The 25,875-nt window shown below is 67.8% G+C and carries 26 protein-coding genes; 17 read left to right on the top strand and 9 right to left on the bottom strand.

Going from position 1 to position 25,875, the window contains the following annotated elements; genetic code table 11:
• Nucleotides 1-73 precede the first annotated feature (73 nt).
• A complete protein-coding gene (glgX, locus tag B841_RS08670; protein ID WP_020935117.1) occupies nucleotides 74-2,473 on the bottom strand; it encodes a glycogen debranching protein GlgX in 2,400 nt (799 codons plus the stop codon).
• Nucleotides 2,474-2,508: 35 nt separating this feature from the next.
• Nucleotides 2,509-3,045 carry a TetR family transcriptional regulator gene (locus B841_RS08665; protein WP_020935116.1) on the bottom strand — a complete coding sequence of 179 codons (537 nt, stop codon included), beginning with the start codon at nucleotides 3,043-3,045 and terminating at the stop codon, nucleotides 2,509-2,511.
• Nucleotides 3,046-3,292: 247 nt separating this feature from the next.
• Between B841_RS08665 and B841_RS08660 the strand changes: the two genes are divergently transcribed.
• Entirely contained in the window at nucleotides 3,293-4,039 is a 747-nt protein-coding gene (locus B841_RS08660) for a hypothetical protein (protein ID WP_041631845.1), read from the top strand.
• Nucleotides 4,040-4,084: 45 nt separating this feature from the next.
• On the top strand, nucleotides 4,085-4,672 hold the full coding sequence (locus B841_RS08655) for a hypothetical protein (protein WP_156844743.1): 588 nt from the start codon (nucleotides 4,085-4,087) through the stop codon (nucleotides 4,670-4,672).
• A gap of 7 nt (nucleotides 4,673-4,679) precedes the next feature.
• On the opposite strand, the gene B841_RS13395 is transcribed toward B841_RS08655, so the two are convergent.
• The gene (locus B841_RS13395) at nucleotides 4,680-5,774 is read right to left on the bottom strand and encodes a YbjN domain-containing protein (RefSeq protein WP_020935113.1); all 1,095 of its coding nucleotides are present in this window, start codon (nucleotides 5,772-5,774) and stop codon (nucleotides 4,680-4,682) included.
• A 204-nt stretch (nucleotides 5,775-5,978) separates the two neighbouring features.
• On the opposite strand from B841_RS13395, the gene hisD reads away from it, so the two are divergent.
• From hisD to hisH, 6 genes are read left to right on the top strand one after another with little or no spacing between them, the layout of a single operon-like run.
• Nucleotides 5,979-7,289 carry a histidinol dehydrogenase gene (hisD, locus tag B841_RS08645; protein WP_020935112.1) on the top strand — a complete coding sequence of 437 codons (1,311 nt, stop codon included), beginning with the start codon at nucleotides 5,979-5,981 and terminating at the stop codon, nucleotides 7,287-7,289.
• Nucleotides 7,290-7,292: 3 nt separating this feature from the next.
• The gene (locus tag B841_RS08640; protein WP_020935111.1) at nucleotides 7,293-8,426 is read left to right on the top strand and encodes a histidinol-phosphate transaminase; all 1,134 of its coding nucleotides are present in this window, start codon (nucleotides 7,293-7,295) and stop codon (nucleotides 8,424-8,426) included.
• Between the two features lie 28 nt (nucleotides 8,427-8,454).
• On the top strand, nucleotides 8,455-9,057 hold the full coding sequence (hisB, locus tag B841_RS08635; RefSeq protein ID WP_020935110.1) for an imidazoleglycerol-phosphate dehydratase HisB: 603 nt from the start codon (nucleotides 8,455-8,457) through the stop codon (nucleotides 9,055-9,057).
• Nucleotides 9,058-9,067: 10 nt separating this feature from the next.
• Nucleotides 9,068-9,292 carry a hypothetical protein gene (locus B841_RS08630; protein ID WP_245561036.1) on the top strand — a complete coding sequence of 75 codons (225 nt, stop codon included), beginning with the start codon at nucleotides 9,068-9,070 and terminating at the stop codon, nucleotides 9,290-9,292.
• Nucleotides 9,270-10,601, top strand: coding sequence for an MFS transporter (locus tag B841_RS08625; protein WP_020935108.1), 1,332 nt, complete (start codon nucleotides 9,270-9,272; stop codon nucleotides 10,599-10,601). The genes B841_RS08630 and B841_RS08625 overlap by 23 nt, the downstream gene beginning before the upstream one ends.
• A gap of 34 nt (nucleotides 10,602-10,635) precedes the next feature.
• Nucleotides 10,636-11,271 (top strand): imidazole glycerol phosphate synthase subunit HisH, encoded by a 636-nt coding sequence (gene hisH, locus B841_RS08620; protein ID WP_020935107.1) that lies wholly within the window; start codon nucleotides 10,636-10,638, stop codon nucleotides 11,269-11,271.
• A 13-nt stretch (nucleotides 11,272-11,284) separates the two neighbouring features.
• Here the strand turns inward: hisH and B841_RS08615 are convergent, their stop codons facing one another.
• The 5 genes from B841_RS08615 to B841_RS08595 all read right to left on the bottom strand — a co-directional run bounded on the left by B841_RS08615 (nucleotide 11,285) and on the right by B841_RS08595 (nucleotide 14,938).
• Nucleotides 11,285-11,818 carry a DinB family protein gene (locus tag B841_RS08615; protein ID WP_020935106.1) on the bottom strand — a complete coding sequence of 178 codons (534 nt, stop codon included), beginning with the start codon at nucleotides 11,816-11,818 and terminating at the stop codon, nucleotides 11,285-11,287.
• On the bottom strand, nucleotides 11,811-12,752 hold the full coding sequence (locus B841_RS08610) for a glycine betaine ABC transporter substrate-binding protein (RefSeq protein WP_020935105.1): 942 nt from the start codon (nucleotides 12,750-12,752) through the stop codon (nucleotides 11,811-11,813). Before B841_RS08610 ends, B841_RS08615 begins: the two co-directional genes overlap by 8 nt.
• Before the next feature lie 67 nt (nucleotides 12,753-12,819).
• The gene (locus tag B841_RS08605) at nucleotides 12,820-13,485 is read right to left on the bottom strand and encodes an ABC transporter permease (protein ID WP_020935104.1); all 666 of its coding nucleotides are present in this window, start codon (nucleotides 13,483-13,485) and stop codon (nucleotides 12,820-12,822) included.
• Complete coding sequence (locus B841_RS08600) at nucleotides 13,482-14,123, bottom strand: ABC transporter permease (protein ID WP_020935103.1); 642 nt, start codon at nucleotides 14,121-14,123, stop codon at nucleotides 13,482-13,484. The genes B841_RS08605 and B841_RS08600 overlap by 4 nt, the downstream gene beginning before the upstream one ends.
• Nucleotides 14,120-14,938, bottom strand: a complete 819-nt coding sequence (locus B841_RS08595) for an ABC transporter ATP-binding protein (RefSeq protein WP_020935102.1) — start codon at nucleotides 14,936-14,938, stop codon at nucleotides 14,120-14,122. The genes B841_RS08600 and B841_RS08595 overlap by 4 nt, the downstream gene beginning before the upstream one ends.
• Before the next feature lie 129 nt (nucleotides 14,939-15,067).
• Here B841_RS08595 and priA point away from each other — a divergent pair, with 129 nt between their 5' ends.
• The 9 genes from priA to B841_RS08550 all read left to right on the top strand — a co-directional run bounded on the left by priA (nucleotide 15,068) and on the right by B841_RS08550 (nucleotide 23,397).
• Nucleotides 15,068-15,805: a bifunctional 1-(5-phosphoribosyl)-5-((5-phosphoribosylamino)methylideneamino)imidazole-4-carboxamide isomerase/phosphoribosylanthranilate isomerase PriA gene (gene priA / locus B841_RS08590; protein WP_020935101.1), complete on the top strand. Its 738-nt coding sequence runs from the start codon at nucleotides 15,068-15,070 to the stop codon at nucleotides 15,803-15,805.
• Nucleotides 15,806-15,811: 6 nt separating this feature from the next.
• Nucleotides 15,812-16,603 (top strand): inositol monophosphatase family protein, encoded by a 792-nt coding sequence (locus B841_RS08585; protein WP_020935100.1) that lies wholly within the window; start codon nucleotides 15,812-15,814, stop codon nucleotides 16,601-16,603.
• A 44-nt stretch (nucleotides 16,604-16,647) separates the two neighbouring features.
• A complete protein-coding gene (gene hisF / locus B841_RS08580; protein ID WP_020935099.1) occupies nucleotides 16,648-17,424 on the top strand; it encodes an imidazole glycerol phosphate synthase subunit HisF in 777 nt (258 codons plus the stop codon).
• The gene (hisI, locus tag B841_RS08575; protein ID WP_020935098.1) at nucleotides 17,424-17,786 is read left to right on the top strand and encodes a phosphoribosyl-AMP cyclohydrolase; all 363 of its coding nucleotides are present in this window, start codon (nucleotides 17,424-17,426) and stop codon (nucleotides 17,784-17,786) included. The genes hisF and hisI overlap by 1 nt, the downstream gene beginning before the upstream one ends.
• Complete coding sequence (locus tag B841_RS08570; protein WP_245561035.1) at nucleotides 17,783-18,454, top strand: TIGR02234 family membrane protein; 672 nt, start codon at nucleotides 17,783-17,785, stop codon at nucleotides 18,452-18,454. The genes hisI and B841_RS08570 overlap by 4 nt, the downstream gene beginning before the upstream one ends.
• A 108-nt stretch (nucleotides 18,455-18,562) precedes the next feature.
• Complete coding sequence (locus B841_RS08565) at nucleotides 18,563-19,378, top strand: indole-3-glycerol phosphate synthase TrpC (RefSeq protein ID WP_020935096.1); 816 nt, start codon at nucleotides 18,563-18,565, stop codon at nucleotides 19,376-19,378.
• 62 nt (nucleotides 19,379-19,440) lie between these two features.
• A complete protein-coding gene (gene lgt / locus B841_RS08560) occupies nucleotides 19,441-20,415 on the top strand; it encodes a prolipoprotein diacylglyceryl transferase (RefSeq protein ID WP_020935095.1) in 975 nt (324 codons plus the stop codon).
• A 129-nt stretch (nucleotides 20,416-20,544) separates the two neighbouring features.
• A complete protein-coding gene (gene pyk, locus B841_RS08555) occupies nucleotides 20,545-21,969 on the top strand; it encodes a pyruvate kinase (RefSeq protein WP_020935094.1) in 1,425 nt (474 codons plus the stop codon).
• 195 nt (nucleotides 21,970-22,164) lie between these two features.
• Nucleotides 22,165-23,397, top strand: a complete 1,233-nt coding sequence (locus tag B841_RS08550; protein WP_020935093.1) for an NAD(P)/FAD-dependent oxidoreductase — start codon at nucleotides 22,165-22,167, stop codon at nucleotides 23,395-23,397.
• A gap of 4 nt (nucleotides 23,398-23,401) precedes the next feature.
• Here the strand turns inward: B841_RS08550 and B841_RS08545 are convergent, their stop codons facing one another.
• The gene (locus tag B841_RS08545) at nucleotides 23,402-25,798 is read right to left on the bottom strand and encodes a glycogen/starch/alpha-glucan phosphorylase (RefSeq protein ID WP_041631842.1); all 2,397 of its coding nucleotides are present in this window, start codon (nucleotides 25,796-25,798) and stop codon (nucleotides 23,402-23,404) included.
• Between the last annotated feature and the right edge of the window lie 77 nt (nucleotides 25,799-25,875).

The raw sequence follows: 25,875 nt of genomic DNA, 5'->3' as shown, positions 1-25,875 counted from the left end.
TGAGCGGCGATCACTTCAGCCTCAACTTTCCTCGCATGGTGGGCCGTGCTGCGGCCCGTGGAACCACCTCAGTCTACTGCTGCGGGTCGTCCTCCCCGTCATCCTCTCCGTTCTGCAGGAGGTCGGGGTTGCCCTGGTATCCCAGGCCCGGGGTGAGTTCGGTTTCGCGTTCGACTTCCATCGGCTCCGAGTTCTCGGTGCCCTCGTCCTCCTCGGGGGCCTGGGCCTGCGCCCGCTCGGCGCCGCCGGTGTCGATCTTGTTGTCCTTGTAGGATTCCTCGACCAACTTGACGCTCTCGCCGTCGTTCTCGTCGTCGTAGACGGGTTTTTCAACCTGCTTGAGCACCGCAGTGGAGCGGGCGTGGACCGTGATCGTGCCCTCGGCTTCGATGATCGCGGATTCCTCCGGGTAGCCGGAGGCCTCGGTGGTGTCGACGACCAGCTGCCACTTCGCGCCCAGGAAGCGGGGCGGGAGAGTGAACTCGATGTCTTCGTGGTGGGCGTTGAACATCAGGATGAACGAGTCGTCCGTGATCGGCTGCCCGCGGCGGTCCGGCTCGGTGATGGCGTCGCCGTTGAGGTAGACCATCAAGGCCTTGCCGAAAGCGAAGTCCCAGTCGTCCTGGGTCATCAACGTGCCCTCCGGGACGAGCCACGCGATGTCGCGGTCGCGCACGTCAGAGCCCAGCGGGCCGCCGGCCAGGAAACGACGGCGGCGGAAGACCGGATGACGGCGGCGGATGTCGATCAACCGCCTGGTGAACTCGTGCAGCGACGCGTTTTCCTCGAGCTGCTTCCAATCCATCCACGCCAGTTCGTTGTCTTGGCAGTAGACGTTGTTGTTGCCGTTTTGCGTGCGCCCCAACTCGTCGCCGTGGCTGAGCATCGGGGTGCCCAGCGACAACAGCAGCGTGGTCAGGAAGTTACGGCGTTGCCGGCCACGCAGCGCCAGAATCTCCGGGTCGTCGGTCGGTCCTTCCACCCCGTGGTTCCAGGAACGGTTGAAGGACTCGCCGTCGTTGTTGTCCTCGCCGTTGGCCATGTTGTGCTTCTCGTTGTAGCTGACCAGGTCGTTGAGCGTGAAGCCGTCATGGGCGGTGATGAAGTTGATCGAGGCGGTGGGGCGGCGGTCGTTGTTGGCGTACAAGTCCGAGGAGCCCGTCAGCCGGGAGGCGAATTCGCCGAGGGTGGACGGCTCGCCGCGCCAGAAATCGCGGACGGTGTCGCGGTACTTGCCGTTCCATTCCGTCCACAGGGGCGGGAAGTTGCCCACCTGGTAGCCGTTGTGCCCGACGTCCCACGGCTCCGCGATGAGTTTGACCTGTGACACGATCGGGTCCTGCTGGACCAGGTCGAAGAAGGTGGCCAGCCGGTCGACGTCGTTGAACTCACGCGCCAGGGTGGAGGCCAGGTCGAAGCGGAACCCGTCGACGCGCATCTCGGTGACCCAGTAGCGCAGCGAGTCGAGGATCAACTGCAGGGAGTGCGGGTCGCGCACATTCAGGGAGTTGCCGGTGCCCGTGTAGTCCATGTAATGGAACTTGTCGCCGTCGACGAGCCGGTAGTACGCCTCGTTGTCGATGCCGCGGAAACAGATCGTCGGGCCGAGGTGGTTGCCTTCGGCGGTGTGGTTGTACACCACGTCCAGGATGACCTCCATCCCGGCCTCATGGAAAGCACGCACCATGCCCTTGAACTCGGCGACGGACGAACCCGGGGTCTGGGCGGCGCTGTAGTCGTGCTGGGGGGCGAAGAACCCGAAGGTATTGTATCCCCAGTAGTTGCGCAGGCCGAGATCGCGCAGGCGGTCGTCCTGCAGGAATTGATGCACCGGCAGCAGCTCGATGGCCGTGACGCCCAAGTCCTTGAGGTAGTCGATGATCGACGGATGCGCCAGGCCCGCGTAGGTGCCCCGCAAGTTTTCCGGCACGTCCGGGTGCGTCATGGTCATGCCCTTGACGTGCGCCTCGTAGATGACGGTCTCGTTGTACGGGATGTTCGGGGAGCGGTCGTCGCCCCAGTCGAAAAACGGGTTGATCACCACCGAGGTCATCGTGTGGCCGAGGCTGTCCTCCTCGTTGCGGCCCGACCCGGGCTCATCGGCGAAGATGTCGTAGGAGAACAGGGACGGGTGGCCGTCGAATTCACCGTCGAAGGCGCGGGCGTACGGATCCACCAGCAGCTTGTTCGGATCGCAGCGCTTGCCGTCGGCCGGGTCGTAGGGGCCGTGGACGCGGTAACCGTAACGCTGGCCGGGCTGGACGCCGGGAAGGTAGCAGTGCCAGATGTAGGCGTCGACCTCTTCGAGGTTGATGCGCTGCTCAGCGCCGTCGTCGTCGATCAGGCACAGCTCCACCCGCTCAGCGACGTTCGAAAAAAGGGCGAAGTTGGTGCCGGCGCCGTCATAGGTCGAGCCGAGGGGATAAGCCTCTCCTGGCCAGACCTGGTCGGCGTATACGTTCGGGTTGCTCATGAGGACAAAGTGTAGCCAAGGAACGCTCCGTGTCCTTATGTCGCTCTCCCGGCCAGCCCTTCCAGAAGCAGATCCACGCCGTATCCGGGATCCATGGCCCCCGGATACGGGACATCGGTGACTTCGGCGAACTGCAGCTGCGACTGCTCCAGGCCAGTGGCTCCGAGCACCTGGTGCAAGAGCGCCCGAGCCCCGGCGCGGCGTTCTTCCGCGGGCAGATTCATCGTCGCCAACGACTGCGCGAAGACGTCGGTGAGTCGGTCGGCGAGGGTCGAGGCCGGCACGGATAAGGCTGCGCCGACCAGCTCGGCGCCGTCCCGGCGGCCCAGCAAGGCGCGGCGCAGGGCGCCGGCGGTGGCACGTGCGTCGGCGCCGGGCCCGGCCAGGACCGGGGCCAGGACCTGTTCCGCGATGGCGCCGATGAGCTCCTGCTTGTTCGCGATGTGCCAGTACAGGGCGCCCGGGGCCACGCTGAGGTGGGAGGCGACTCGGCGCATGCTCATGTCCGCCAGGCCGTAGGAGTCCAGGATTTCGACGGCGGCGTTGATGATGGAGTCGGCGTTTAACTGCACGGTGCCTCACCTTACTCGGCGTTGAAAACACCAAGGGTCCACCCAGCGGGCACGGCTTTCTCACAGCGAGCTGTGAGGCGATGGAGCGGGAAGATCACGAATCGGTTGCTACAGTGAATCACCACGGTGGCGTAGACGTACCGTCAGTCGACGGGAAGTGTCGACGCCACCCGTAAGAACTATCGTAGGCGCAGGTCCAGTCTCAGGCACTGCGCCCCAGCGAACCGACAACACTGAGGAGAACACCGTGACGCTCTACCCCCTCGCGAGGAAGGCGTGTGCCGCGCTGGTCGTGGCGGCGCCCCTTACTCTGGTTGCGTGCGGAGCCGGCGACGTGGATGAAAGTGCCCAGGCCTCCGCCGAGAAAAGCACCGTGACCAGCACCACGGATGCTGAGGAGAGCGAGAATCCGGAGACCGAGGAAAGGTCGGAGGACGCTGAGGAAGACGACGCCGCCCCCGCCCCCGCCCCCGCCTCGACGGAGCCGGAGATCGAGCGGACCGCCGGTGACAATGATCCGGCCGCGGCTGAGGCCGCCGGGGCGGAACTGGCGGCTTCCCTCGATGAGAACACCGAGGTGCGCACCCAGGCTCCGGTCCGGGCTGGCGCGCCGGCAGACGGGGCCGACGTGGCCGCCATCAATGACCTCGTCGGCGGCGCCTACGAGCAGACCACCCTGCGCGGTTGGGTCAGCTACATCCCGAACAACAGCTGCCAGGCGTTGCTCAACGACGTCAACGCTCAGGTGCAGGAGCAGTACGGCACGACGGACATCCTCGACTTCTCCGTCATCCCGGAGACCCCGCTCTCAGAGGTGCCCCAGTACACCGAGGCGCAGGCGACTCTGCAGTCCGTGGACAACGTCGCCGTCGACGGCGCCCAGGCTTCGGCCGACGTCACCGTCAACTCCGGCGGCCAGACCGACACGTCCACCATGCGCTTCCTGCGGGAGGGCGACCGCTGGACCTTCTGTTCGGACGAGTACGCCAGCTAGTCCCGTCCCGAGGTCTGCCCGGGCCAGGGGAGTAGTCTGAAAGCCATGACGGTTTCCACTCCCGAGCCCCAGGCTTCGTCCCCGCCCCGTCGTCAAGCTCAGTCCCGTGGCCCACGTGTGCCGCGGGCCGTGGGCGCCGGCGCGGGGCTTTTTGCCGTCTCCGTGCTCATCTACGGCGTCGTCGGCGCGCTGTGGGGGCTGTGGCGCCCGGCGTATTCCGGGACGGTCACCGACGACGGCGGTTTCGCCGTCGCCGGCGGCGGCAACGTCGCCTTCACCGGCTACATCACCTTCGCCGTCATCACCGGCCTGATGTCCGCGGTCATGGCGATCCTGATGTTCCAGGCCTCACCCGCCACCCGCGGGGCGCCCATGTTGTGGTGGGTCGGGGTCGTGGCTTTCATCGCCGCCGTGGCGTTTTTGGTGGTCGGGGACCTGGTGGCGGCGGCTAGGCACCCGATGCCGGAGGACGTGGATGCGATCACCCCGGACGCGACTTTCAGTGTGGCGCCCGTCTTCCAGCCCGGGGTCGCCTGGCTGGTGGCCCCGTTCATGGCGGTCCTGGCGTACTGGTTCTCGGCGCTGACCGCCGTCCCCGAGCCGGAGCCTTACCTGCCGGCACAGCGCATGTGACCGACCGCTACGGGCCGGGCCACCCAACCGCCGAGGTTCCCGTGACCGCCGCGCTGACGGTGTGCACGGCGTACAGCAGCTGGGACACGGCCACCGCCGTCATATGATCCAGCTGCGCGTCCGTCAACCCGTCGCCCGCGGGGACGGTGTATTCCACCCGCACCTGCACCCCGTCGTCGCCGAGGTGGGCGTAGGCCTTGGCTCCCGCCTTGCCCGCGGCGACGTTGAAGTCGTTGCACACCAGGGCCACCCGCATCCGCGACGCGGGATCCAGGTTCGGATTCCAATGCGCTTTGACCAGGTAACTCGGCCCGTTGTCGACGAAGAAGCCGAAGAGCACCGAGTTGATCCACGCGATGACCACCTCGTCCGTCGTCGCGGTGTTCGGGATGTCCAGATCCGCCAAAATCCCGTCGATGCGCGGCAGGGTGACCGGCTCCGGTTCCAATGAGGGGGCGGGTTCCGGCAATCCGATGAAATTTTTTCCCGACGGATGCTCGATGCGCGATTCGGCGGGGGAGGGAAACAGCGACTCCGCCGCCGCGTCCCAGTCCCCACCCTCGAGGAAGGCCGCCGAGTCCTGGCGCCGCCGATCCTGCTCCGCCTCGTCGGTGTCCGGCGTGGACAGCTCCGGAAAATGTTCGAGCAGATGCGAGACCGCCAGCACCGAGGTCTCCACGGCCACGCTCATCACGGTGGCCAGCTGTTCGTCGCTGAGTCCCGGGCCGGTCAGGCTCATCGAGCACAGGTGCAGGTCCACCCCGCCGTCGTCGAGGTCTCCGCCCAGCGCCATCGACATGGTCGGGGACAGCGACTGCGCGTTCCACTCGTTGAGCACGTCGACGACCCGGTCGACCGCCGAGAAATCCAGCCGGCGGCGCAACCGGGTCCGGCACACCAAAGCTTCCGGGCGCAGCGTCGCCTGCGCCGCGCCGCCGCCTTCGACGGTGACCGTCATCAGATGGTCCAACCAGGGAAAGAGCAACCGGTCCTCGTCCGCCAGGCTCTGAAAACCGAAGCTGTCGGCGGCCTCCTTGGCGCGCCGCACAGTGACGGGACGGACGGGGCCCGGGCCGGGCGAGGGCGCGGAGCGTCGGCCCATGGCGTACCTCCCTTGTCCGGAACCGGGGCGGCCATCTCCCTGGCTGGGTCGGCCGCGTCATTGGCAGCCAGTCTACGGACACCCGGGGCGGGGTTGGCCGACCGCCTCCGTGGCGCGTACCTCAACTCCGAGGGTGACCAGGGCAGGCCTATAATAAAGGAGGTAACGACACAACAGCCGAATCACTTAAGGGAAGTAACGAGGATGCTCAACGTCATCGACCTGCGCGGTCGCACCCCGTCCACCGCCGAATTGCGCCGGGTGCTTCCGCGCGGCGGGACCGACGTCCATTCCGTGCTGTCCACGGTCACCCCGATCGTCGAGGAGGTCCGCGACCGCGGCGCCGCCGCGGCCCTCGACTACGGCGAGCGCTTCGACAAGGTCCGCCCGGCCGCCGTCCGGGTCTCCGCGGAGGAGATCGCCGGCGCCGTCGACACGCTCGACGAGAAAGTCGTCGACGCGCTCAAAGAATCGATCACCCGCATCCGCAAGGTCCACGCGGAGCAGAAGCCTAAGCCGCACACTACGACGCTGGCCGACGGCGCCACCGTCACCGAGGTGTTCCTGCCGATCGAGCGCGTCGGCCTGTACGTCCCCGGCGGCCAGGCCGTCTACCCCTCCAGCGTGCTCATGAACGTCATCCCGGCGCAGGAGGCCGGCGCCACCAGCCTGGTCGTGGCGACCCCGCCGCAGGCCGATTTCGGTGGCCTGCCGCACCCGACCATCCTCGCGGCCTGCCACCTGCTCGGCGTCGACGAAGTCTGGGCCGTCGGCGGCGCTCAAGCCGTCGCCCTGCTGGCCTACGGCGACGACGGGGAGGACCTCGAACCCGTCGACATCGTCACCGGGCCGGGCAACATTTTCGTCACCGCCGCCAAGCGCCTGGTCAACGGCGTCGTCGGCATCGACTCTGAAGCCGGCCCCTCCGAAATCGCGGTGCTGGCCGACGACTCCGCCGACGCCGTCACCGTCGCCTACGACCTGATCAGCCAGGCCGAGCACGACGAGCTCGCCGCGTCTGTGTTGATCACCGACGACGAGGACTTCGCCGAGCGCGTCAACCGGGAGATCGAGGACCGTTACACCGTCACCCTCAACTCCGACCGCGTCAAGCACGCCTTGACGGGCCAGCAATCCGGCGTGGTCTTGGTCGACGACCTGGAGGCCGGCGTCGCCGTGGCCGACGCCTACGCCGCCGAACACCTGGAGATCCACACCCGTGACTCCCGGGCCGTGGCCGAGCGCATCCGGCATGCCGGCGCCATCTTCGTGGGCAACTACTCGCCGGTCCCGCTCGGCGACTACGCCGCCGGCTCCAACCACGTCCTGCCGACCTCCGGCACGGCACGGTTCAGTGCCGGGCTGTCCACCCACACTTTCCTGCGCCCGGTCAACCTCGTCGAATACGACAAAGACGCCCTGGCCGAGATCGGCCCCCACATCATCGCCCTGGCCGACGCGGAAGCGTTGCCCGCCCACGGCGAAGCCATCCGAGCCCGTTTCGAGGAGAACTAGAACGTGAACCACCCTGAATTCCAGTCCGGCACCGTCGCCGCCGACGTCGCACTCGGGCAGCTTCCCCTGCGCGAGGAGCTGCGTGGCAAGTCCGCCTACGGGGCCCCGCAACTGGATGTGCCGGTGCGCCTGAACACCAACGAAAACCCGTACTCGCCGTCGCAGGGACTCATCGACGACCTGGTCGCGCGCGTCGCCACGCTCGCTCCGGAGCTCAACCGCTACCCGGAGCGCGACGCCGTCGAGTTGCGCGATGAACTGGCCGCCTACGTCAGCCGACAGACCGGCGTGACCGTCACCCGCGACAACCTGTGGGCGGCCAACGGCTCCAACGAGATCCTCCAGCAGCTGCTGCAGGCCTTCGGCGGGCCCGGCCGCAGCGCCCTGGGCTTTTTACCCAGCTACTCCATGCACCCGATCCTGGCCTCCGGCACGCAGACGCAGTTCCTCGACTGCCCGCGCGGTGAGGATTTCCGCATCGACATGACCGCCGCGCTCGCCGCCATCGCCGAGCACGCCCCGGACGTGGTGTTCATCACCACCCCGAACAACCCCACCGGCGACGTCACGTCCCTGGCCGACGTCGAAAAGCTGATCCACGCCGCCCCCGGCGTCGTCGTGGTCGACGAGGCCTACGCCGAGTTCTCCCCGTCGCCGTCCGCGGTGACCCTGCTGGAGAAGTACCCCACCAAACTGGTGGTCTCGCGCACGATGAGCAAGGCCTTCGACTTCGCCGGCGGACGCCTCGGCTACTTCGTCGCGGCGCCGGCCTTCATCGAGGCCGTCATGCTGGTGCGTCTTCCGTACCACCTGTCGGTGCTGTCCCAGGCCGCCGCCATCGTGGCGCTGCAACACTCGGAGGACACCCTGGCGACGGTGGACAAGCTGGCCGCCGAACGCGAACGCGTGGCCGCCCGCCTGACCGAACTCGGGTATGCGCTGGTGCCGAGCGAATCCAACTTCATCTTCTTCGGCGACTTCACCGACCAGCACGCCGCCTGGGAAGCTTTCTTGGAACATGGCGTGCTCATCCGCGACGTCGGCGTCGCCGGGCACCTGCGCGTGACCGTCGGTCTGCCGGAAGAAAACGACGCTTTCCTCGCCGCCGCCGAGACAGTCCGCGGCCGAAACCTCTGACCGCCCCATAAGACAAGGAGCCACCGACATGGCTGAGCGCATCGGGAGCCACACCCGCACCACCTCCGAATCCGACATCACCGTCGAGATCAACCTCGACGGCACCGGCCAGACCGACGTCTCCACCGGCCTGCCCTTCTTCGACCACATGCTCACCGCCTTCGGCACCCACGGCGCCTTCGACCTGACCGTGCACGCTCAAGGCGACGTCGAGATCGACGCCCACCACACCGTCGAAGACACCGCCATCGTGCTGGGCGTCGCCTTGCTCGAGGCGGTCGGCGACAAGAAGGGCATCCGCCGCTTCGGCCAGCGTCAGCTGCCGATGGACGAGGCCCTGGTCGAAGCCGTCATCGACATCTCCGGCCGCCCCTACTTCGTCATGAACGGCGAACCGGACTACCTGCACCACACCATCATCGGCGGGCACTACCCGACGGTGATCAACCAGCACTTCTTCGAGACCCTGGCCCTGAACTCGCGGACCACCCTGCACGTCAACGTGCACTACGGCCGCGACCCCCACCACATCACCGAGGCGGAGTACAAGGCCGTCGCCCGCGCCCTGCGCGAGGCCACGGAAGCCGACACGCGCCTGACCGGGATCCCGTCCACGAAGGGCGCGCTGTAACCCGATGGATATGGTTCTGGCCGCTGAGACAAGTGGCCTCGGCGGGTCCCAGTGGTTAATCTGGGGGCTGTTCCTCGTCGCCGGCCTGCTGGTCGGCGGCGTGTATTCCGCCTACCAGAACGGCTCCAAGGCGGCCACGCTGATCATGGCGGTCGTCGCCGCGGTCGCCGTGCTGACGGCGGTGCTGATGTTGTTGGGAGTGATCGGAGAAAGTGTCGGGGCAGGCGAGGCCTAACACCGGGGACGGACAAAACACCAACGTCTGGGCGATCCCCGGGGTGCTGGCCACCCTGGTGGCCGTCGCCTCCGCCTTCGGCGCCTGGTCGCTGCTGCTGCCGGTGCTGCCCACCGCCGTCTTAGAACACGGCGGCTCCGCCACCCTGGCCGGCGGCACGACCGGCATCTTCATGGCCGCCACCGTCGTCACGCAAGTGTTCACCCCGTGGATGCTGCGGCGCTTCGGCTACCGGCCGGTGATGACCGTGGCCGCGTTCATGCTGGGCGTGCCCGCGCTGGGGCACACCTTAGGGATGGACGCCTGGATCGTCCTGCTGTTCTCCGCGCTGCGCGGCACCGGCTTCGGCGCGATCACCGTCGCGCAGTCGGCGCTGGTCGCCGAACTCGTGCCCGCGCGCCTGCTGGGCAAAGCCACCGGACTGATCGGCGTGTTCATCGGACTGTCCCAGATGGTCGGGCTCCCGCTGGGCCTGTTCCTCGCCGACGCCTTCAGCTATAACACCGTGTTCGTCGTCGCCGCGGTGGTCGCCTCCGTCGCGGCCGTGATGTGCCTGCGCATCCCCGCGCTCAAGGCGGACCCGGCGCCGCTGGCGGACCCTGCGGCCGACGTCGCGCCCACCCCGATGTGGAAGCTGGTGGCCGTACCGGCGCTGGCGCTGCTGACGATCTCCATGAGCTTCGGTGCGGTGTCGTCCTTCCTGCCGGCGGCGGTGGAGGACTTGGACGCGGCCGCCGGTTCCGTGCTCGGCGGATTCATGCTGTCCATCGTGGGCGGCGCCTCCCTGGTGTTCCGCTACCTGGTGGGCATGGCCGCGGACCGCTCAGGCCAGCCCGGCCGGCTGCTCGTGCCCTCCCAGCTGCTGGCCCTGACCGGCATGGCGCTGATGACGGCGACGGTCGTGTTCGGCTGGCCGGTCTGGCTGCTGGTGCTGGCGGCGCTGCTCTTCGGCGGCGGTTTCGGCGCCGTCCAGAACGAATCTCTGCTGGCGATGTTCCAGCGCACCCCGCGCTCCAAACTCTCGGAGGCGTCCGCGGTGTGGAACATCTTCTTCGACACGGGCACGGGTCTCGGCTCCGTGGTCTTCGGCGCCGTCGCCTCCATGTTCCTGTTCTCCGGCGCATTCGGGGCGGGCGCCGCCGTCATCGTCCTCGGCCTGGTCATCACCGTCGCCGACCGGATCCTGGGCATCCGCCGCGGCCGGGTCACCCCGATCAGCTTCGGCCGGCCTCGACGTCAGATCACCTCCGGCATGCGGCGCAACCGGCGCCCGCGCCGACCGGGTTTCCGCCGCTCCAGGCAGAAATAACGCGCCGCCGGGGCGGGGCATTAAGCTGGGGAACATGGCTAAAACTGTCGCTCTGCTCGACTACGGATCCGGCAACATCCGCTCCGCCCAGCGCGCCCTCGAGCGCGTCGGCGCCGACGTGACGGTCACCTCCGACCCGAAGATCGCGGTGGCCAAGGACGGGCTCGTGGTGCCCGGCGTCGGCGCGTACGCCGCCTGCATGGCCGGGCTGCGGGACGTCTACGGGCCGCGCGCCATCGGCGAACGACTCGCCGGCGGCCGCCCGGTGTTGGGCATCTGCGTCGGCATGCAGGTGCTGTTCGACTCCGGCACGGAACACGGCGTGACTACCCAAGGGTGCGGGGAGTGGCCCGGCAGCGTCGATAAGCTGCAGGCCGAGATCCTGCCGCACATGGGCTGGAACACCGTCGAGACCTCGGCGGGCTCGGAGATGTTCGCCGGACTCGACGAAGACACGCGATTTTACTTCGTGCACTCCTACGCCGCGCGCACGTGGGACCTGGAGACCGACGGGCTGACCACCCCGCCGACGGTGTCCTGGGCGCAGCACGAGGACGACCGTTTCGTCGCCGCCGTGGAAAACGGCCCGCTGTGGGCCACCCAGTTCCACCCGGAGAAGTCCGGCGACGCCGGCGCGCAGCTGCTGCGCAACTGGCTGCACTCCTTCTGATCCGCCGGCGCCGCTAGAAGATGCCGGCGGGGGCGCCCAACAGCGCGCCGGCGATGTGGTTCGCCGTGCCGACGTGCTGCTGGCAGTCGTCGATGAGCGAGACCAACCGCACCCCGCGGCTGACGTGTGGGGTGTAGGAGACGTCGATGATCTCGGCGAGTTCGGCCTCGCTCAGCGAACGCCAGTACTCGACGACGGCCTGGAGCGTGGCCTCCAGATAGTCGCAGAGCAGCGCCCAATCCTCGACGACGATCGCCCGCGCCTGCTGCTCCGAATGCCCGATGCCGTCGTGGTCGCCCGCCGGCCCCAGCCCGAAACGCTCCTTGAAACCGCCCCGGAACCACAGCTGTTTGTCACCGGTCAGCTCCGCGAGCTGGGAGTCGACCTGGCGACCGGAGTGCCACAGCAACCAGGCGATCGAGTTGGGATGCCCGCCCGGATGCGCGTTGAGCTGCTCGCCGGTCAGTTCCGGGAAGGCGCGGACTGCGTCGACGGGGCGGGCGGCGAATTCCGCGATGACCGCAGCGGCGTCCATGACGTTAATCACGCTCCGCGATGAAGTCCTCGGCGATGACGGAGGGGTCGGCCTTCTCCTCGCCGATGTTGCGCTCGTTGAACTCGATGAGCCGCTCGGTGGTCAGGTCCGCGTTTACGCCGTTGATCACGTCGAGCACTTCCGCCGGGACGTCGTCGGCGCGGTAGAGCGCGGTGACGTTCTCCGGCAGGATGATGGACTCCGGGTCCTCCAAGGTGACCAGCTCGACGGGGTTGCCCTCGGAGTCGTAGTTCGGTGTGGTGGTGTAGATGTTGGCCACGTCCGCCGCCCCCTGCACCAGCGCGGAAACGGTGAGCGGGCCGCCGCCGTCGGAGATGGCGTTGAGTTCGATGGACTCCGCCGGCACCCCGTAGACGGCTTCCAGGCCCTCGGGGTTGAAGGGGCGTTCCATCGTCTCCGGTTGGGAGGCCAGCACGATCTCGTCCAGGTTCGCCAGATCCCCGATGGTGGTCAGGTCATATTCTTCGGCGGTTTCGGGCAGCACCTGGAAGGAATCCGAGTTCTGTCCCGGGGCTAGCTCGCTGATCGCCAGGTCCCCCGGCAGCGCCTCTCTCAGCGCGGCGGCGACCTCCTCGGAATCCGCGCCGGCGGGGACCTCGGCGTCGTAGAACTGCGCCAGCGAACCCGTGTACTCCGGGAACACGTGGACGGAGCCTTCCTCGATCGCGCCGGTGTAGACCTCGCGGGAACCGATGCCGGAGTTGACCTCCACGTCGAATCCCTCTTCTTCGAGGGCGACCGCCCAGACCTGGCCGATGATCTCGGACTCGGGGAAGTTGGCGGTGCCGATGACGATGGTCTCCGCCGCGGCGGCGCCACCCGTGCCGGCGGCGTCCTCGCCGCCCGTCGGATCAGAGTCGGTGCAGCCGACGAGCACGACTGCGGAGGCCGTGAGGGCTGCGAGGAGAGAAAAACGTTTCTTCATGGCGGGGCACTGCTTTCTAGGATATCCGGCGGACGGGTTTCCCGCCATCATAGGTAGGCGGGGACGCTCACGCCGTGACTCCCCGCGGCCGGACCATCCGCTGCGCCCAGCCCAACACCCCGTCGAGGACGAGGGTGACGGCCATGATCAGCAGCGCGCCGGCCAACATGCGGGCATAGTCCTGGACGGCGAGCCCGTCCAGCAGGTAGCGGCCCAGCCCGCCGAGGCCGATGTAGGCGGCGACGGTGGCTGTGGCCATGGTCTGCACCACCGCGGAGCGGAGCCCGCCGACGATGGTCGGGGCCGCCAGGGGAAGTTCCACCTGGCGCAGAATCTGGGCTTCCGTATGCCCGACCGCGCGGGCGGAATCCACCACGTCGGCGGGCACCGACGCCAACCCGGAAAACGAATTGGCCAGGATCGGCGCCAGACCGAGCAGCAACAACACGATGGTGGTGGGCACGATCGGCATCCTGATCCCGAAGCTCAGCTCCAGGGTCAGCCACGTCAACAGCCCCAGCGACGGCAGCGCCCGAAATGCGCCGGAGAGCGCCAACACCGCGGACGCCCCGCGGCGCCGATGCCCCAGCCACAACCCGACCGGCAGGCCGATCAGCGCGGCGAATAAGACCCCGAGCCCGGCGAGCACGAGATGTTCGCCGATGCGCCGAAGATGTTCCGCGACGTAAGCCGGGTCGACGATCAGGCCCAGGGCCTCAAGGAGAAAAGTCATGCGGCTCGCTTCCACGGCATGGTCAGCCGCCCGATGAGGACGAGGACGGCGTCGAACAGCAGCGCCAGCAGCACGGTGGCCACGATGCCCACCGCGATTTCAGTGGGGAAGGAACGCTGGAAACCCTCGGTGAAGAAGGACCCCAGGGAGGAGACGCCGATCAGGGCGCCCACCGAGATCAGGCTGATCGTCGACGCCGAAACCACCCGGGCGCCGCCCAGAATGATCGGGCCCGCCAACGGCAGCTCCACCTGCATCACCCGGCGCAGAGGCCCGTAACCCAACGCCACCGCCGTCTGCCGCTGCACGGCAGGCACGGAGTCGAAGGCGTCCGCCGTGGTGCGCACCTGCAGCGCGATTCCGTACAGCGTCAACGCCACCACCACGTTCAGCGGGGAGACGATCGAGGTGCCCAGCACCAGCGGCATGACGATGAACAACGCCAGTGAGGGGATGGCGTACAGGACGCCCGCCAAGGACACCAGCACGTCGCGGCCGCGCGGCCACCGATGCGCCACCCACCCGATGGGCAGGGCGACGACGACGGAAGCGAGGATCGCGGGCAACGCCAACGACGCGTGCGTCACCGCGAGCTCGCCGATGCGATCCAGGTTGTTTCCGATCCAGGTGAGGTTCATGAGGAGGCGTTCCCCGCCGCCCCGGCCGCGTCGGGCAGAAATCCGACGATGCGGCCTTCCCCGTCGCGCACCGCGTCCCCGTCGATGTGCACGGTGCGGCGGTCACTGCCGATGAAACGGCGGACGAAGTCGCTGGCGGGGTTGCGCAGCAGCTCAGCCGGCGGGCCGGCCTGGGCGATGCGCGCGCCGTCCGCCAGCAACACGATCTCGTCGGCCAAGGAGACCGCCTCGTCCATGTCGTGGGTGACCAGCAGGATGGTCTTGTTCATCGTGTCCTGCAGGGAACGTAGCCCGGCCTGCAACTCCCGGCGCACGACCGGATCCACCGCGCCGAAAGGCTCATCCATCAACAGGATCTTCGGGTCATGCGCCAGGGCGCGGGCCACGCCGACGCGCTGCGCCTGCCCGCCGGACAACTCCGCCGGATAGCGCCGCCGCAACGACTCCGGCAACCCCACCAACTCCAACAGCTCGCCGACGTCACGGGCGGGCGGCTCGCGGCGCAGCGACGGCACCGTCAAGACGTTCTGCTCCACGGTGCGGTGCGGCAGCAGGCCCGAGCCTTGGATGACGTACCCGATGCGGCGGCGCACCTGCACCGGATCGAGCTCGGCGACGTCCTCGCCGTCGATGAGCACCCGGCCCGCCGTAGGGTCGACCATTCGATTGATCATGCGCAACAAGGTGGTTTTTCCGCAGCCGGACGAGCCCACCAGGGCCGTGATGGTGCCCTCGCTGAAAGTGTGGTCGAAGTCCTCGACCGCGGGGCCGGCCGACCCGGGGTAATCCTTGGTGACGCCGTCGAAGGTGATCATCGCGTCCATGTCCTGTCTGTCTGCGGGAGGCGGGCGGCTACCCGGGGAGTGTAAAAAGTGTAGCAACGCCTGGGGCGGGGGAGAGGGGATACCGGGGGCGGCCGGCGGGCTGCCGCTAGGATAGGGCACATGACTTTTACCCTTCTTCCCGCCGTGGACGTCGTCGATGGCCAGGCCGTCCGCCTCGACCAGGGCGAAGCCGGCACCGAAAAATCCTACGGAACCCCGCTGGAATCCGCGCTGAAGTGGCAGGAACAGGGCGCCGAATGGCTGCATTTCGTGGACCTCGACGCCGCCTTCGGCCGCGGCTCCAACCATGAGCTCATGGCGGAGATCACCGGGAAACTCGACGTCAAGGTCGAGCTGACCGGCGGCATCCGCGACGACGAGTCCCTGCAACGCGCGCTGGCGACCGGGGCGCAGCGCGTCAACATCGGCACCGCCGCCCTGCAGAAACCGGAGTGGATCGCCCGCGTGCTCGGCGACTACGGCGACAAAGTGGCCGTGGACATCGCGGTGCGCAACGAAAACGGCGAATGGCGCACGAAGGGCAACGGGTGGGTCTCCGACGGCGGCGACCTGTGGGAGGTGCTCGAGCGGCTCGACTCCGCCGGCTGCCAGCGCTTCGTGGTCACCGACGTGTCGAAGGACGGCACCCTGGCCGGGCCGAACATCGACCTGCTGCGCGAAGTCTCCGCCGCCACCGACGCCGCCATCACCGCTTCCGGCGGAATCTCCTCCATCGCGGACGTCACCGCCGTCGCCGCCCACGCGGACGAAGACATTGACTCCGTCATCATCGGCAAAGCCCTCTACGAAAACCGCTTCACCCTGACCGACGCCCTGGCCGCCGTGGCAGGCAAGTAACCGACGATGCGCACCCTGGAGAACATGCTCGAGGTGGCGGTCGCCGCCGTCGAAGACGCGGAGCGCCTGTTCACGGACGGATTGGGCGCCATGCCCGCCCACCACAAGAAGCAGGGCGACTTCGCCACCGAGGTGGACCTGGCGATTGAAGCGCTGCTGCGCTCTCGCCTGCGCGAAGAGACCGGCATCGACGTCTACGGGGAAGAAGCCGGCGGCGTCTACAACCCCGAAGCCACCTGGATCGTCGATCCGATCGACGGCACCTCCAACTACGCCGCGGGCAACCCCTCCTGCGCCATCCTCGCCACCCTCGTCCTCGACGACGAACCCGTCGTGGCCGTCACCTCGATTCCCACGCTGCGCACCCGCCTGACCGCGGTGAAAGGCGGCCCGGTCCATCTCGGCGGCCGCCCGCTGCCGGCCATCACCGAACGCGACGCCCTGGTCGCCCAAGTCGGGTTCTCCTCGCTGGGCTCCAAAGCCGGCCACGTGTTCTCCGAAACCTCCCGCTTTGAACTGCTGGCCCGGCTGACCGCCTCGCCGCTGCGCCCGCGCATCACCGGCTCCGTCGGCATCGACTTAGGCTTCACCGCCCAAGGCATCTTCGACGCCGCGATCAGCTTTTCGCCGTACATGTGGGACAACGCGGCCGGCGTCCTGCTGGTGCGTTCCGCCGGGGGCGTGGTCACCGACGCCTTCGGCCAGCCGTGGACCCCACGCTCCACGGGCGTCATCGCCGGCACCTCCCCGGCCCACCGCCTCATCCTGAACACGATGAACGACATCCTCGAGACCTAAACACCCCAGCCCCCATCATGACGACACAAAGGACCCCAGAACCCATGTCGGTTGCCATCCGCATCATCCCCTGCCTCGACGTCGACAACGGCCGCGTGGTCAAAGGCGTCAACTTCGCCAACCTGCGCGACGCCGGCGACCCCGTCGAACTCGCCGCCCGTTACAACCAGGAAGGCGCCGATGAACTGACCTTCCTCGACGTCTCCGCCTCCAAGGACGGCCGCGGCACCATGCTCGACGTCGTGCGCCGCACCGCCGAAGAAGTCTTCATCCCGCTGACCGTCGGCGGTGGCGTGCGCTCCGTCGAAGACGTCGATGAGCTGCTGCGCGCCGGGGCGGACAAGGTCTCGGTCAACACCTCCGCGATCGCCCGCCCGGAGCTGCTGCGCGAGCTGTCCGAACGTTTCGGCTCCCAGTGCATCGTGCTGTCCGTCGACGCCCGCCGCGTGCCGGAGGGCTCCGGCCCGCAGCCCTCCGGCTTCGAGGTCACCACCCATGGCGGCACCCGCTCCGCCGGCCTCGACGCCGTTGAATGGGCGCGTCGCGGCCAGGAGATGGGCGTCGGCGAGATTTTGTTGAACTCCATGGACGGCGACGGCACGAAGGACGGCTTCGACCTCGAGCTGCTCCAGAAGGTCCGCGCGGCCGTGTCCATCCCAATCATCGCCTCCGGCGGCGCCGGCAAGGCGGAGCACTTCCCGCCGGCCGTCGACGCCGGCGCAGACGCGGTGCTGGCGGCCACGATCTTCCACTTCGGCGAGGTCTCTCTCACAGAAGTCAAGGACGCGCTGGCGGACGCCGGCCAGGAGGTGCGCCGCTGATGACCCATTCCGATGACCCGGCCGACTACGAGCTGGACCCGCGGATCGCGCAGCGGCTGACGCTCAACGACGCCGGCCTGGTGCCTGCCATCGTCCAAGCCGAGGGGAGCGGGGAAGTGCTCATGCTCGCCTGGATGGACGCCCACGCCCTGGCGTACACGCTGGACACCCGCCGCGGCACCTACTGGTCCCGCTCGCGCGGCGAGTACTGGATCAAGGGGCTGACCTCGGGGCACACCCAGGAAGTCACGGGCGTGCGGCTGGACTGCGACGCCGACGCCGTGCTGGTGACGGTGAAGCAGGTCGGGGCGGCCTGCCACACCGGAACCCGCACCTGTTTCGATGCGGATGTGCTGCTGTGAGTACTTCGGTGACCCCCGCCCCGACCGACCGGAAGGCCTCGCGCATCGGCGCGTTGGCGCTGTTGCTCGCCGGACTGGTGCTGCTCCTGGGCTCGCGCATGGAGTGGCTGGTGGTCGACGTCTTCGACGACAAGTCCGGCGCCGCGTCCCTTTCGGTTCCGGGTTCGTCCTGGTCCACGGAAGCCACCGCCGTGGCCCTGTTGTTGCTCGCCGGCGGGGTGGCGGGTTTCGTGTTGCGCAAGTGGGGCAGACGTATCGTCGGCGCGATCTCGGCGCTGGCGGCCATAGGCGCCAGCTGGAGCCCGATGGCCCTGCTCGCGGGGGAGCCGGACCCGGAGCGGGCCCGCCAAATCCTGGCGGTGGGATCCGCCAGCCAGCGGGCGGATAATCCCGTCACAATTTCCTCGTGGGCGGAAGTCACCGGCATGGAGGTGGCGTCGGCCGGTCCCTCACTGGCGTTGATGGGCGCCGCCGTCGCCTTGTTCGGTGGTGTGCTGCTGGCGTTCAAGCCAGGATCGGACGGGCCGCGACTGAACAAATACGAGAAGAAGTCCCAACGAGAGGCGAAGTTGGCGGAGGACTTGAAAACCAGCCCGGACTCCGGACGCGTCATCTGGGACGCGCTCGACGCCGACATCGATCCCACCGACATCGACCGCGAGAGATAGTCGGGGGTGCTCCGCGATTTTTTCGGCGGGCGGGAAGCAGGCTAACCTTGGTCCATCACTCTCCGGTGTGAGCTTCATCTCTTAAGCGACAAGCGGGAAAGGGGGACAATGACGGTGTCGTTGGCGATACACAATATTGTGGCCGGGGTACTCGAGGACGTCGCGAAGCGCGAAGCCGTCATCCCGTTTGCGGAGATCAAGGCGCGCTCGCGCGACACCGCCCCCACCCGCGACGCCGTCGCCGCGTTGTCCCGCTCCGGCTGTGGCGTCGCCGTCGAGATCAAACGCGCCCTGCCGCACCGCGGCGCCACCGTCGACATTGAATCGATCGCCGCCCTCGCCCGTGACTTCGAGGGCGCGGGGGCACACCTGGTGGCCTGCCAGACGGAGAAGCTGCGCTTCCACGGTTCCCTGGCCGACATGCAGGAGGCGAGGGAGGCCGTGGACCTGCCGATGATGTGCCGTGACATCATCGTCGACCCCTACCAGATCCACGAGGCCCGCTGTTACGGCGCCGACGTGGTCCCACTGCAGGTGGAGCTGCTGGAGCAGGCCCGCTTCGAATCGTTGACGGACCGCATCGAGTCGTTGGGGATGACGGCGCTGGCGGAGGTGCGCACACCGGAGGAGGCCGACCGGGCCATGTCTGCGGGGGTGCGCGTCATCGGGGTGAATGCGTGGTCGATCGCCTCCGACATCCTCAACCGGGAGATCTTCGCGGAGATCGTGCCCGGCCTGCCGCAGGAGATCATGCGTATCGCGCTCGGCGGAGTGCGCTCCGCCGGCGACGTGATCAAGTACGCGTCGGCGGGGGCGGATGCGGTGCTGGTGGGGGAGACCATCATGTCGGCGGAGGACCCGCGCCAGGCGGCGCGCGGCTTCGTCGCGGCCGGGCAACATCCGGCGTGTCCCTCGCGCTGGTGAAACGTCGCCACCCGTAGATCGCGTGAGCCAGGGCGATGAGGCACACTGAGGGGGTGCAAACGATGACTCTCGCGAACATTCCCTCCCCGCCGCAGGGCGTGTGGCACATCGGCCCGCTCCCGCTCCGCGCCTACGCGCTGTGCATCATCGCCGGCATGCTGGTGGCCCTCTGGCTGACCCTGCGGCGCTACACCGCCCGGGGCGGCAACCCCGACACGGTGTGGGACGCGGCGATCGTCGCCATTCCCGCCGGCATCATCGGCGGCCGGATTTACCATGTCATCACGGACGCGGACAAGTACTTCTGCGAAGGGTGCGATCCGTGGGCCGCGCTGAATATCACCGGCGGCGGCCTGGGGATCTGGGGGGCGGTGCTCCTGGGCGGCGTGGCCGTGTGGGTGCTGTTCCGGGTCAAGAAGGTCCCGTTGGGCCCCTTCGCCGACGCCGTGGCCCCCGGCATCATCCTCGCCCAGGCCATCGGTCGGTTGGGCAACTGGTTCAACCAGGAGATCTACGGCCGCCCCACCGATGTGCCGTGGGCGCTGGAGATCTACTACCGCGTCGACGACGACGGGCAGTTCGCCCCGCTGACGGGGCGCTCGACCGGGGAAGTCATCGCCACGGTGCACCCGACGTTTCTCTATGAGCTGCTGTGGAACGTGCTCATCTTCGCGCTCTTGCTGTGGGCGGACCGCCGCTTCCGCCTTGGCCACGGCCGGGTCTTCGCCCTGTACGTGGCCGGCTACACGGCGGGCCGTTTCTGGATCGAGCTGCTGCGCGACGACGCCGCCACCATGATCCTGGGGCAGCGGGTCAACACTTGGGTCTCGGCGATCGTGTTCATCGCCGCCGTCGTCGTGTTCCTGTTGCTGTCCAAGGGTCGGGAGACCCCGGAGGAGGTCGACCCGAAGTTCCACGCGGAGCGGGAGGAAGCGGAGTCGTCCGCAGAAAACACGGCCGAGGGTAAGTCGCAGGTTGCCACAGGATCCGGTTCGACCGCGGTGTCGGAGAAGAAAACACCTGGTAAACGCCAATGACTCCCGCCTCCCGCGTAGCGGGTGCCCTGGAAGGGGCGTAGGTTGGTGAGATGAGTCCGGTCCTGGGTTTCCCGACGTGGGCACCCGGAATCGTGTAAATCATATCTTTGTCAGGATAAGGTGGAGAGCGTGACTAGAAGAACCAAGATCGTCTGTACACTCGGCCCGGCCGTCGCCAGCAAGGAAGGCGTGCTGGAGCTCGTTGAGGCGGGCATGGACGTCGCCCGCATGAACTTCTCCCACGGCGACCACGCCGACCACAAGCAGAATTACGACTGGGTCCGCGAGGCCACCGACGAGACCGGCCGCGCGGTCGGCATCCTCGCCGACCTGCAGGGCCCGAAGATTCGTCTCGGCCGTTTCGTGGAAGGCTCGACCTACTGGGCCACCGGCGAAATCGTGCGCATCACCGTCGACGACGTCGAGGGCACCCACGACCGTGTCTCCACCACCTACAAGGGCCTGGCGCAGGACGCCAAGGCGGGCGACAAGCTGCTCGTCGACGACGGCAAGGTCGGCCTCGAGTGCATCGAGGTCGACGGCAACGACGTCGTCTGCCGCGTCACCGAGGGTGGCCCGGTGTCCAACAACAAGGGCGTCTCCCTGCCGGGGATGAACATCTCGGCGCCGCCGCTGTCCGAGAAGGACAAGAAGGATCTGCGCTACGCCCTGGAACTCGGCGTCGACCTCGTCGCCCTGTCCTTCGTGCGTTCGCCCTCGGACGTGGACCTGGTCCACGAAATCATGGACGAGGTCGGCTACCGCGTCCCCGTCATCGCCAAGCTGGAGAAGCCGGAGGCCATCGACGCGCTCGAGCCGATCGTGCTGGCTTTCGACGGCATCATGGTCGCCCGCGGTGACCTGGGCGTGGAAATCCCGCTGGAGCAGGTGCCGATGGTGCAGAAGCGCGCCATCCAGATCGCCCGCGAAAACGCCAAGCCGGCGATCGTCGCCACCCAGATGCTCGACTCCATGATCGAGAACTCCACCCCCACCCGCGCAGAGACCTCGGACGTGGCCAACGCCGTGCTCGACGGCTCGGACGCGGTCATGCTCTCCGGCGAGGTGTCGGTGGGCAAGTTCCCGCACACCACCGTGCGCACCATGGCGCGCATCGTCCAGGCCGCGGAAACCGGCGGCCTCGTCCCGCCGCTGACGCACCTGCCGCGCACCAAGCGCGGCGTGATCTCCTACTCGGCCCGCGACATCGCGGAGCGGCTCAACGCCCGGGCGTTGGTGGCCTTCACCACCTCGGGTGACACCGCCAAGCGCGTGGCCCGCCTCCATTCCCACCTGCCGCTGCTGGTGTTCACCCCGGACCAGTCGGTGCGTTCCCAGCTCGCTCTGACCTGGGGCGCGGAGACCTTCCTGTGCCGCAAGGTCGACTCCACCGATGACATGATGGCCGAAGTCGACCGCCAGCTGCTGGCGCTGGACGACTACGCCGAGGACGACCTCGTGGTCATCGTGGCGGGCACCCCGCCGGGGGTGTCCGGCAACACCAACATGATTCATGTCCACCACCTCGGTGAAGACGTGAACATCCCGCGCTAGCGCACACCTTCTCCCACCTTCGGCGGGCCCTCTGCGACGCTGTGTCGCAGAGGGCCCGCCGAAGGTGTCCCTGACTTTTCCGCGCCGAACTTTTTCGCTGCGCGGTCGACGGTTTTTCTTCATACTTGGAGGGAAGGACACAGACCCCTGCACGGAAGCGACGTCGCGCGGGGCATGCCGACCGGAGGAGCAGCCATGAAGAAAACCATCGTCGTCGGGGCCGGGATGGTGGGCCTGGCCACCGCCTGGCACCTGCAGCAGCGCGGTTACGACGTCGAGGTGCTGGACAAACACGGCGTCGCCGGTGGGGCGTCCTGGGGCAACGCCGGTTGGCTGGCCCCGGCCAAGACCATCCCGTTGTCGGATCCCAGCCTGTGGCGCTACGGCCCGAAGGCGTTGTTCGACCCGGACGCCGCGCTGTCCATGCCGGTGCGGTTCAACCCGTCCCTGTGGCTGTTTTTGGCCCGCTTCATGGCGCAGGCCACCCAGCGGGCGTGGGACGAGACGATGGCCGCGCTCACCCCGATCGACCGGGCCGCGCTGGTGGCCTTCGAGGAACTCGAGCTGGGCGGGGTGGAGGCGACGTCCACGTCGGGGCCATTCGTCATCGGGTTTGAGGAGGAGTCGCAGTCGCACGGCTTTCTGCGGGAGATCGACGGCGTCGTCCGCCACGGCCAGCAGGCCCCGCTGGAACGGCTGGATGACCCGCGGGAGCTCGCCCCGATGCTCTCCGAGGAGATCCGGGTCGCCTACCGGTTAGAGGGCCAGCGCTTCATCGAACCAGGCCCCTACGTCGAGGCGGTCGCCGAGGCGGTGCGTCGTCGCGGCGGAACCATCCGCACGGGGGCGGAGGTCGTCCACGTCGCCCACCCGGGCGTCGACCGGCGCCCCGCCGTGCTGCTGCGCACCGGGGAAAGGTTGGAGGCGGACACGATCGTCGTGGCCACCGGGGCGTGGTTGTCAGATCTCGCCCGCCCGTTGGGGGTGCGCACCCTGGTGCAGGCCGGCCGCGGATACTCGTTTTCCGTGCCCACAGACGTCCCCGCCCGTCATCCGGTGTATCTGCCGCATCACCGCATGGCTTGTACCCCGTATCAGGGCAGGTTCCGGATCGCGGGCACGATGGAGTTCCGCGGCCCGGACGAGCCGTTGTACCCGCGGCGCATCGAGTCCATCGTGCGGCAGGCCGGCCGCGTCATGACGGGGGTGGACCTGGATGATCGGCAGGACGAGTGGGTCGGCTCCCGTCCGGTCACCCCGGATGGGAAGCCGCTGCTCGGCCGGACGGCGGTGGAAAACGTGTACGTCGCCGGCGGCCACGGCATGTGGGGCGTGGTGCTGGGCCCCGCCTCCGGCAAGTACCTGGCCGAGTTGATCGACACGGGGCAAACCCACCCGGTGATCAGGGACTTCGACCCGTTGCGGTGACCGGTTACTTACGCACCGGGGTCGCTTCCAGCTTCCACACCTCGTCGGCGTAGTCGTGGATGGTGCGGTCGGAGGAGAAGCGGCCGGACTCGCAGACGTTGACCCAGCACATGCGCGCCCAGTCCATCGGGTCGCCGACGTAGTCGGCGGCCATGCGGTCGCGGGTGGCGCGGTAGTCCTCGAAATCGCCGAGCACATAGTACGTGTCGTTGGAATGCGGGCCGTAGCCGTGGATCAGCGAGTTCTTCAGGTCGTGGAACATGCCCGTGCCGCCGTCGTCGAGGGTGCCGTCGTCGAAGGCGTCCAGGGTGCGCTTGAGGCCGGGCGTCGTCTCGTAGAGCTCGTGCGGGGAGTAGTGCTCGAGCAGCTCGTCGAACTGCTCGACGCGGGCGCCGAAGATGTAGGCGTTGTCCTCGCCGACGGCGTCGGCGATCTCGACGTTGGCGCCGTCCATGGTGCCCAGCGTCAGCGCGCCGTTCATCATGAACTTCATGTTGCCGGTGCCGGAGGCCTCCTTGCCCGCGGTGGAGATCTGCTCGGAGACGTCGGTGGCCGGGATGATGTGCTCGGCGGGGGAGACGTTGTAGTTCTCGATGAACACGACCTTGAGGGTCTTCGAGACCTCCGGGTCGTTGTTGACCAGCTCACCGATCTCGTTGATCAGCTTGATGATGGCCTTGGCCCGCACATAGCCCGGGGCGGCCTTCGCGCCGAAGACGAAGGTGCGCGGCGGGACGTCCTGCTCGCCGTCCTCCTTGATGCGGAAGTACAGGTCGAGGATGTACAGGGCGTTCATCAGCTGACGCTTGTACTCGTGCAGGCGCTTGATCTGCACGTCGTAGATCGACTCCGGGTCAATGTCGATGCCCTGGCGGTCCTTGATCCACTCCGCGAAATCGACCTTGTTGGCGGCCTTGATTTCCATCAGCTCGCCCAAGACCTTCTCGTCCGTCTCGTAGGGGCGCAGCGACTTGAGCACGTCCAGGTCGGTGACCCACTCGTCGGAGCCGACCAGGCGGGTCAGCAGCGCCGACAGCCGTGGGTTGCACATCTTCAGCCAACGGCGCGGGGTCACGCCGTTGGTCTTGTTGTTGAACTTCTCCGGCCAGATCGCGTGCCAGTCGCCGAGGGTCTCGGCCTTGATGATCTCGGTGTGGATCGCGGCGACGCCGTTGATCGAGTACGCGGCGTAGCAGGCGATCCAGGCCATGTGGACCAGCCCGTCGGAGACCGGCGCCATGCGGTGGATGGCATCCTCGTCAAGCCCGCGCTCGGTCATGTCCAGGCGGAAGCGGCGGTCGATCTCCTCGATGATCTGCCAGATGCGCCAGAACATCTGCTGGAAGATCGAGATCTCCCAGGTTTCCAGCGCCTCGGTGAGGACGGTGTGGTTGGTGTAGGCGAAAGTCTCGGAGGTGATTTTCCAGGCCTCGTCCCAGCCCAGGCCGTGCTTGTCCATGAGCAGTCGCATCAGCTCCGGGATGGCCAGCACCGGGTGGGTGTCGTTGAGCTGCACGGAGTTGTACTCCGCGAAGTCCGAGAGGTCCTCCCCGTGGTGCTTGATGTAATTGGCGACGATTTCCTGCAGGGACGCGGAGGTGAAGAAGTACTGCTGGCGTACGCGCAGCTTCTTGCCTTCGTAGGAGGTGTCGTTGGGGTACAGGACGCGGCAGATGTCGTTGACGCGTTCGCGCTCGACGATCGCCTCGGTGAAGTGCTGCGAGTTGAAGGCGTCGTAGTCGAAGTCCTCGATCGGCTCCGACTTCCACAGCCGCAGCGTGCCGACGTTGTCGGTGCCGTAACCGGTGATCGGCATGTCGTAGGGGATCGCGAAGACGTCCATGTCGTCGAAACGCACGGTGCGGCGCTGGTGGCCGCGGCGGATGGTGAAGGGGGAGCCGTCCTCGCGCCACGGGTCCGGGTTCTCCTTCTGGAAACCGTCGACGAACTCCTGGCGGAACAGGCCGTAGCGGTACAGCAGCCCGTAGCCGGTGACGGGCAGGTCATGGGTGACCGCGGAATCCAAGAAACAGGCCGCCAGCCGGCCCAGGCCGCCGTTGCCCAACGCGGCGTCGTTCTCCGACTCGAGCACGTCCACCAGGTCGTGGCCCAGCTCTGCGGCGGTCTCTTTGGCGGTCTCCTCCAACTCCAGGTTGGTGAGGTTGTTCAGCAGCGCCCGGCCCATCAGGAACTCAGCGGAGAAGTAGTGCTGCTGACGCGTGGCGCCGTAGGCCTGCCGGGTGTCCTCCCAGTTCTCGGCGATGCGCGCGACGACCGCGCGGGACAGGCCGAACCAGAACTTCCGGCGGGTGGACACGTCCGGGGGCGTTCCTGCCGCTGCGGCGACGTGACTGCCGACCAGGGCGGTGACATTCGATGACGGCGTCGACGATGACGACACTGGACTACCTACCTTCACTCAACGGGATTGCATGACTGATTCGGAGCGGGAAAAGGGGCGCCGCAGAGAAAGCGGAC

This window comes from Corynebacterium maris DSM 45190 (assembly GCF_000442645.1).
GTDB classification, from domain to species: Bacteria; Actinomycetota; Actinomycetes; order Mycobacteriales; family Mycobacteriaceae; genus Corynebacterium; species Corynebacterium maris.
Note: the sequence above shows the minus strand (reverse complement) of the source record. Positions and strands in the feature narration are given on the sequence as shown.

What these genes read in the sequence shown, in the direction of transcription:
- B841_RS08595 (WP_020935102.1), bottom strand. Translation starts at nt 14,938, where the DNA reads ATGATCACCTTCGACGGCGTCACCAAGGATTACCCCGGGTCGGCCGGC.
- B841_RS08600 (WP_020935103.1), bottom strand. Translation starts at nt 14,123, where the DNA reads ATGAACCTCACCTGGATCGGAAACAACCTGGATCGCATCGGCGAGCTC.
- B841_RS08550 (WP_020935093.1), top strand. Translation starts at nt 22,165, where the DNA reads ATGAAGAAAACCATCGTCGTCGGGGCCGGGATGGTGGGCCTGGCCACC.
- B841_RS08605 (WP_020935104.1), bottom strand. Translation starts at nt 13,485, where the DNA reads ATGACTTTTCTCCTTGAGGCCCTGGGCCTGATCGTCGACCCGGCTTAC.
- glgX (WP_020935117.1), bottom strand. Translation starts at nt 2,473, where the DNA reads ATGAGCAACCCGAACGTATACGCCGACCAGGTCTGGCCAGGAGAGGCT.
- lgt (WP_020935095.1), top strand. Translation starts at nt 19,441, where the DNA reads ATGACTCTCGCGAACATTCCCTCCCCGCCGCAGGGCGTGTGGCACATC.
- B841_RS08585 (WP_020935100.1), top strand. Translation starts at nt 15,812, where the DNA reads ATGCGCACCCTGGAGAACATGCTCGAGGTGGCGGTCGCCGCCGTCGAA.
- B841_RS08565 (WP_020935096.1), top strand. Translation starts at nt 18,563, where the DNA reads ATGACGGTGTCGTTGGCGATACACAATATTGTGGCCGGGGTACTCGAG.
- hisI (WP_020935098.1), top strand. Translation starts at nt 17,424, where the DNA reads ATGACCCATTCCGATGACCCGGCCGACTACGAGCTGGACCCGCGGATC.
- B841_RS08630 (WP_245561036.1), top strand. Translation starts at nt 9,068, where the DNA reads ATGGTTCTGGCCGCTGAGACAAGTGGCCTCGGCGGGTCCCAGTGGTTA.
- hisB (WP_020935110.1), top strand. Translation starts at nt 8,455, where the DNA reads ATGGCTGAGCGCATCGGGAGCCACACCCGCACCACCTCCGAATCCGAC.
- B841_RS13395 (WP_020935113.1), bottom strand. Translation starts at nt 5,774, where the DNA reads ATGGGCCGACGCTCCGCGCCCTCGCCCGGCCCGGGCCCCGTCCGTCCC.
- B841_RS08655 (WP_156844743.1), top strand. Translation starts at nt 4,085, where the DNA reads ATGACGGTTTCCACTCCCGAGCCCCAGGCTTCGTCCCCGCCCCGTCGT.
- B841_RS08610 (WP_020935105.1), bottom strand. Translation starts at nt 12,752, where the DNA reads ATGAAGAAACGTTTTTCTCTCCTCGCAGCCCTCACGGCCTCCGCAGTC.
- hisF (WP_020935099.1), top strand. Translation starts at nt 16,648, where the DNA reads ATGTCGGTTGCCATCCGCATCATCCCCTGCCTCGACGTCGACAACGGC.
- priA (WP_020935101.1), top strand. Translation starts at nt 15,068, where the DNA reads ATGACTTTTACCCTTCTTCCCGCCGTGGACGTCGTCGATGGCCAGGCC.
- hisD (WP_020935112.1), top strand. Translation starts at nt 5,979, where the DNA reads ATGCTCAACGTCATCGACCTGCGCGGTCGCACCCCGTCCACCGCCGAA.
- hisH (WP_020935107.1), top strand. Translation starts at nt 10,636, where the DNA reads ATGGCTAAAACTGTCGCTCTGCTCGACTACGGATCCGGCAACATCCGC.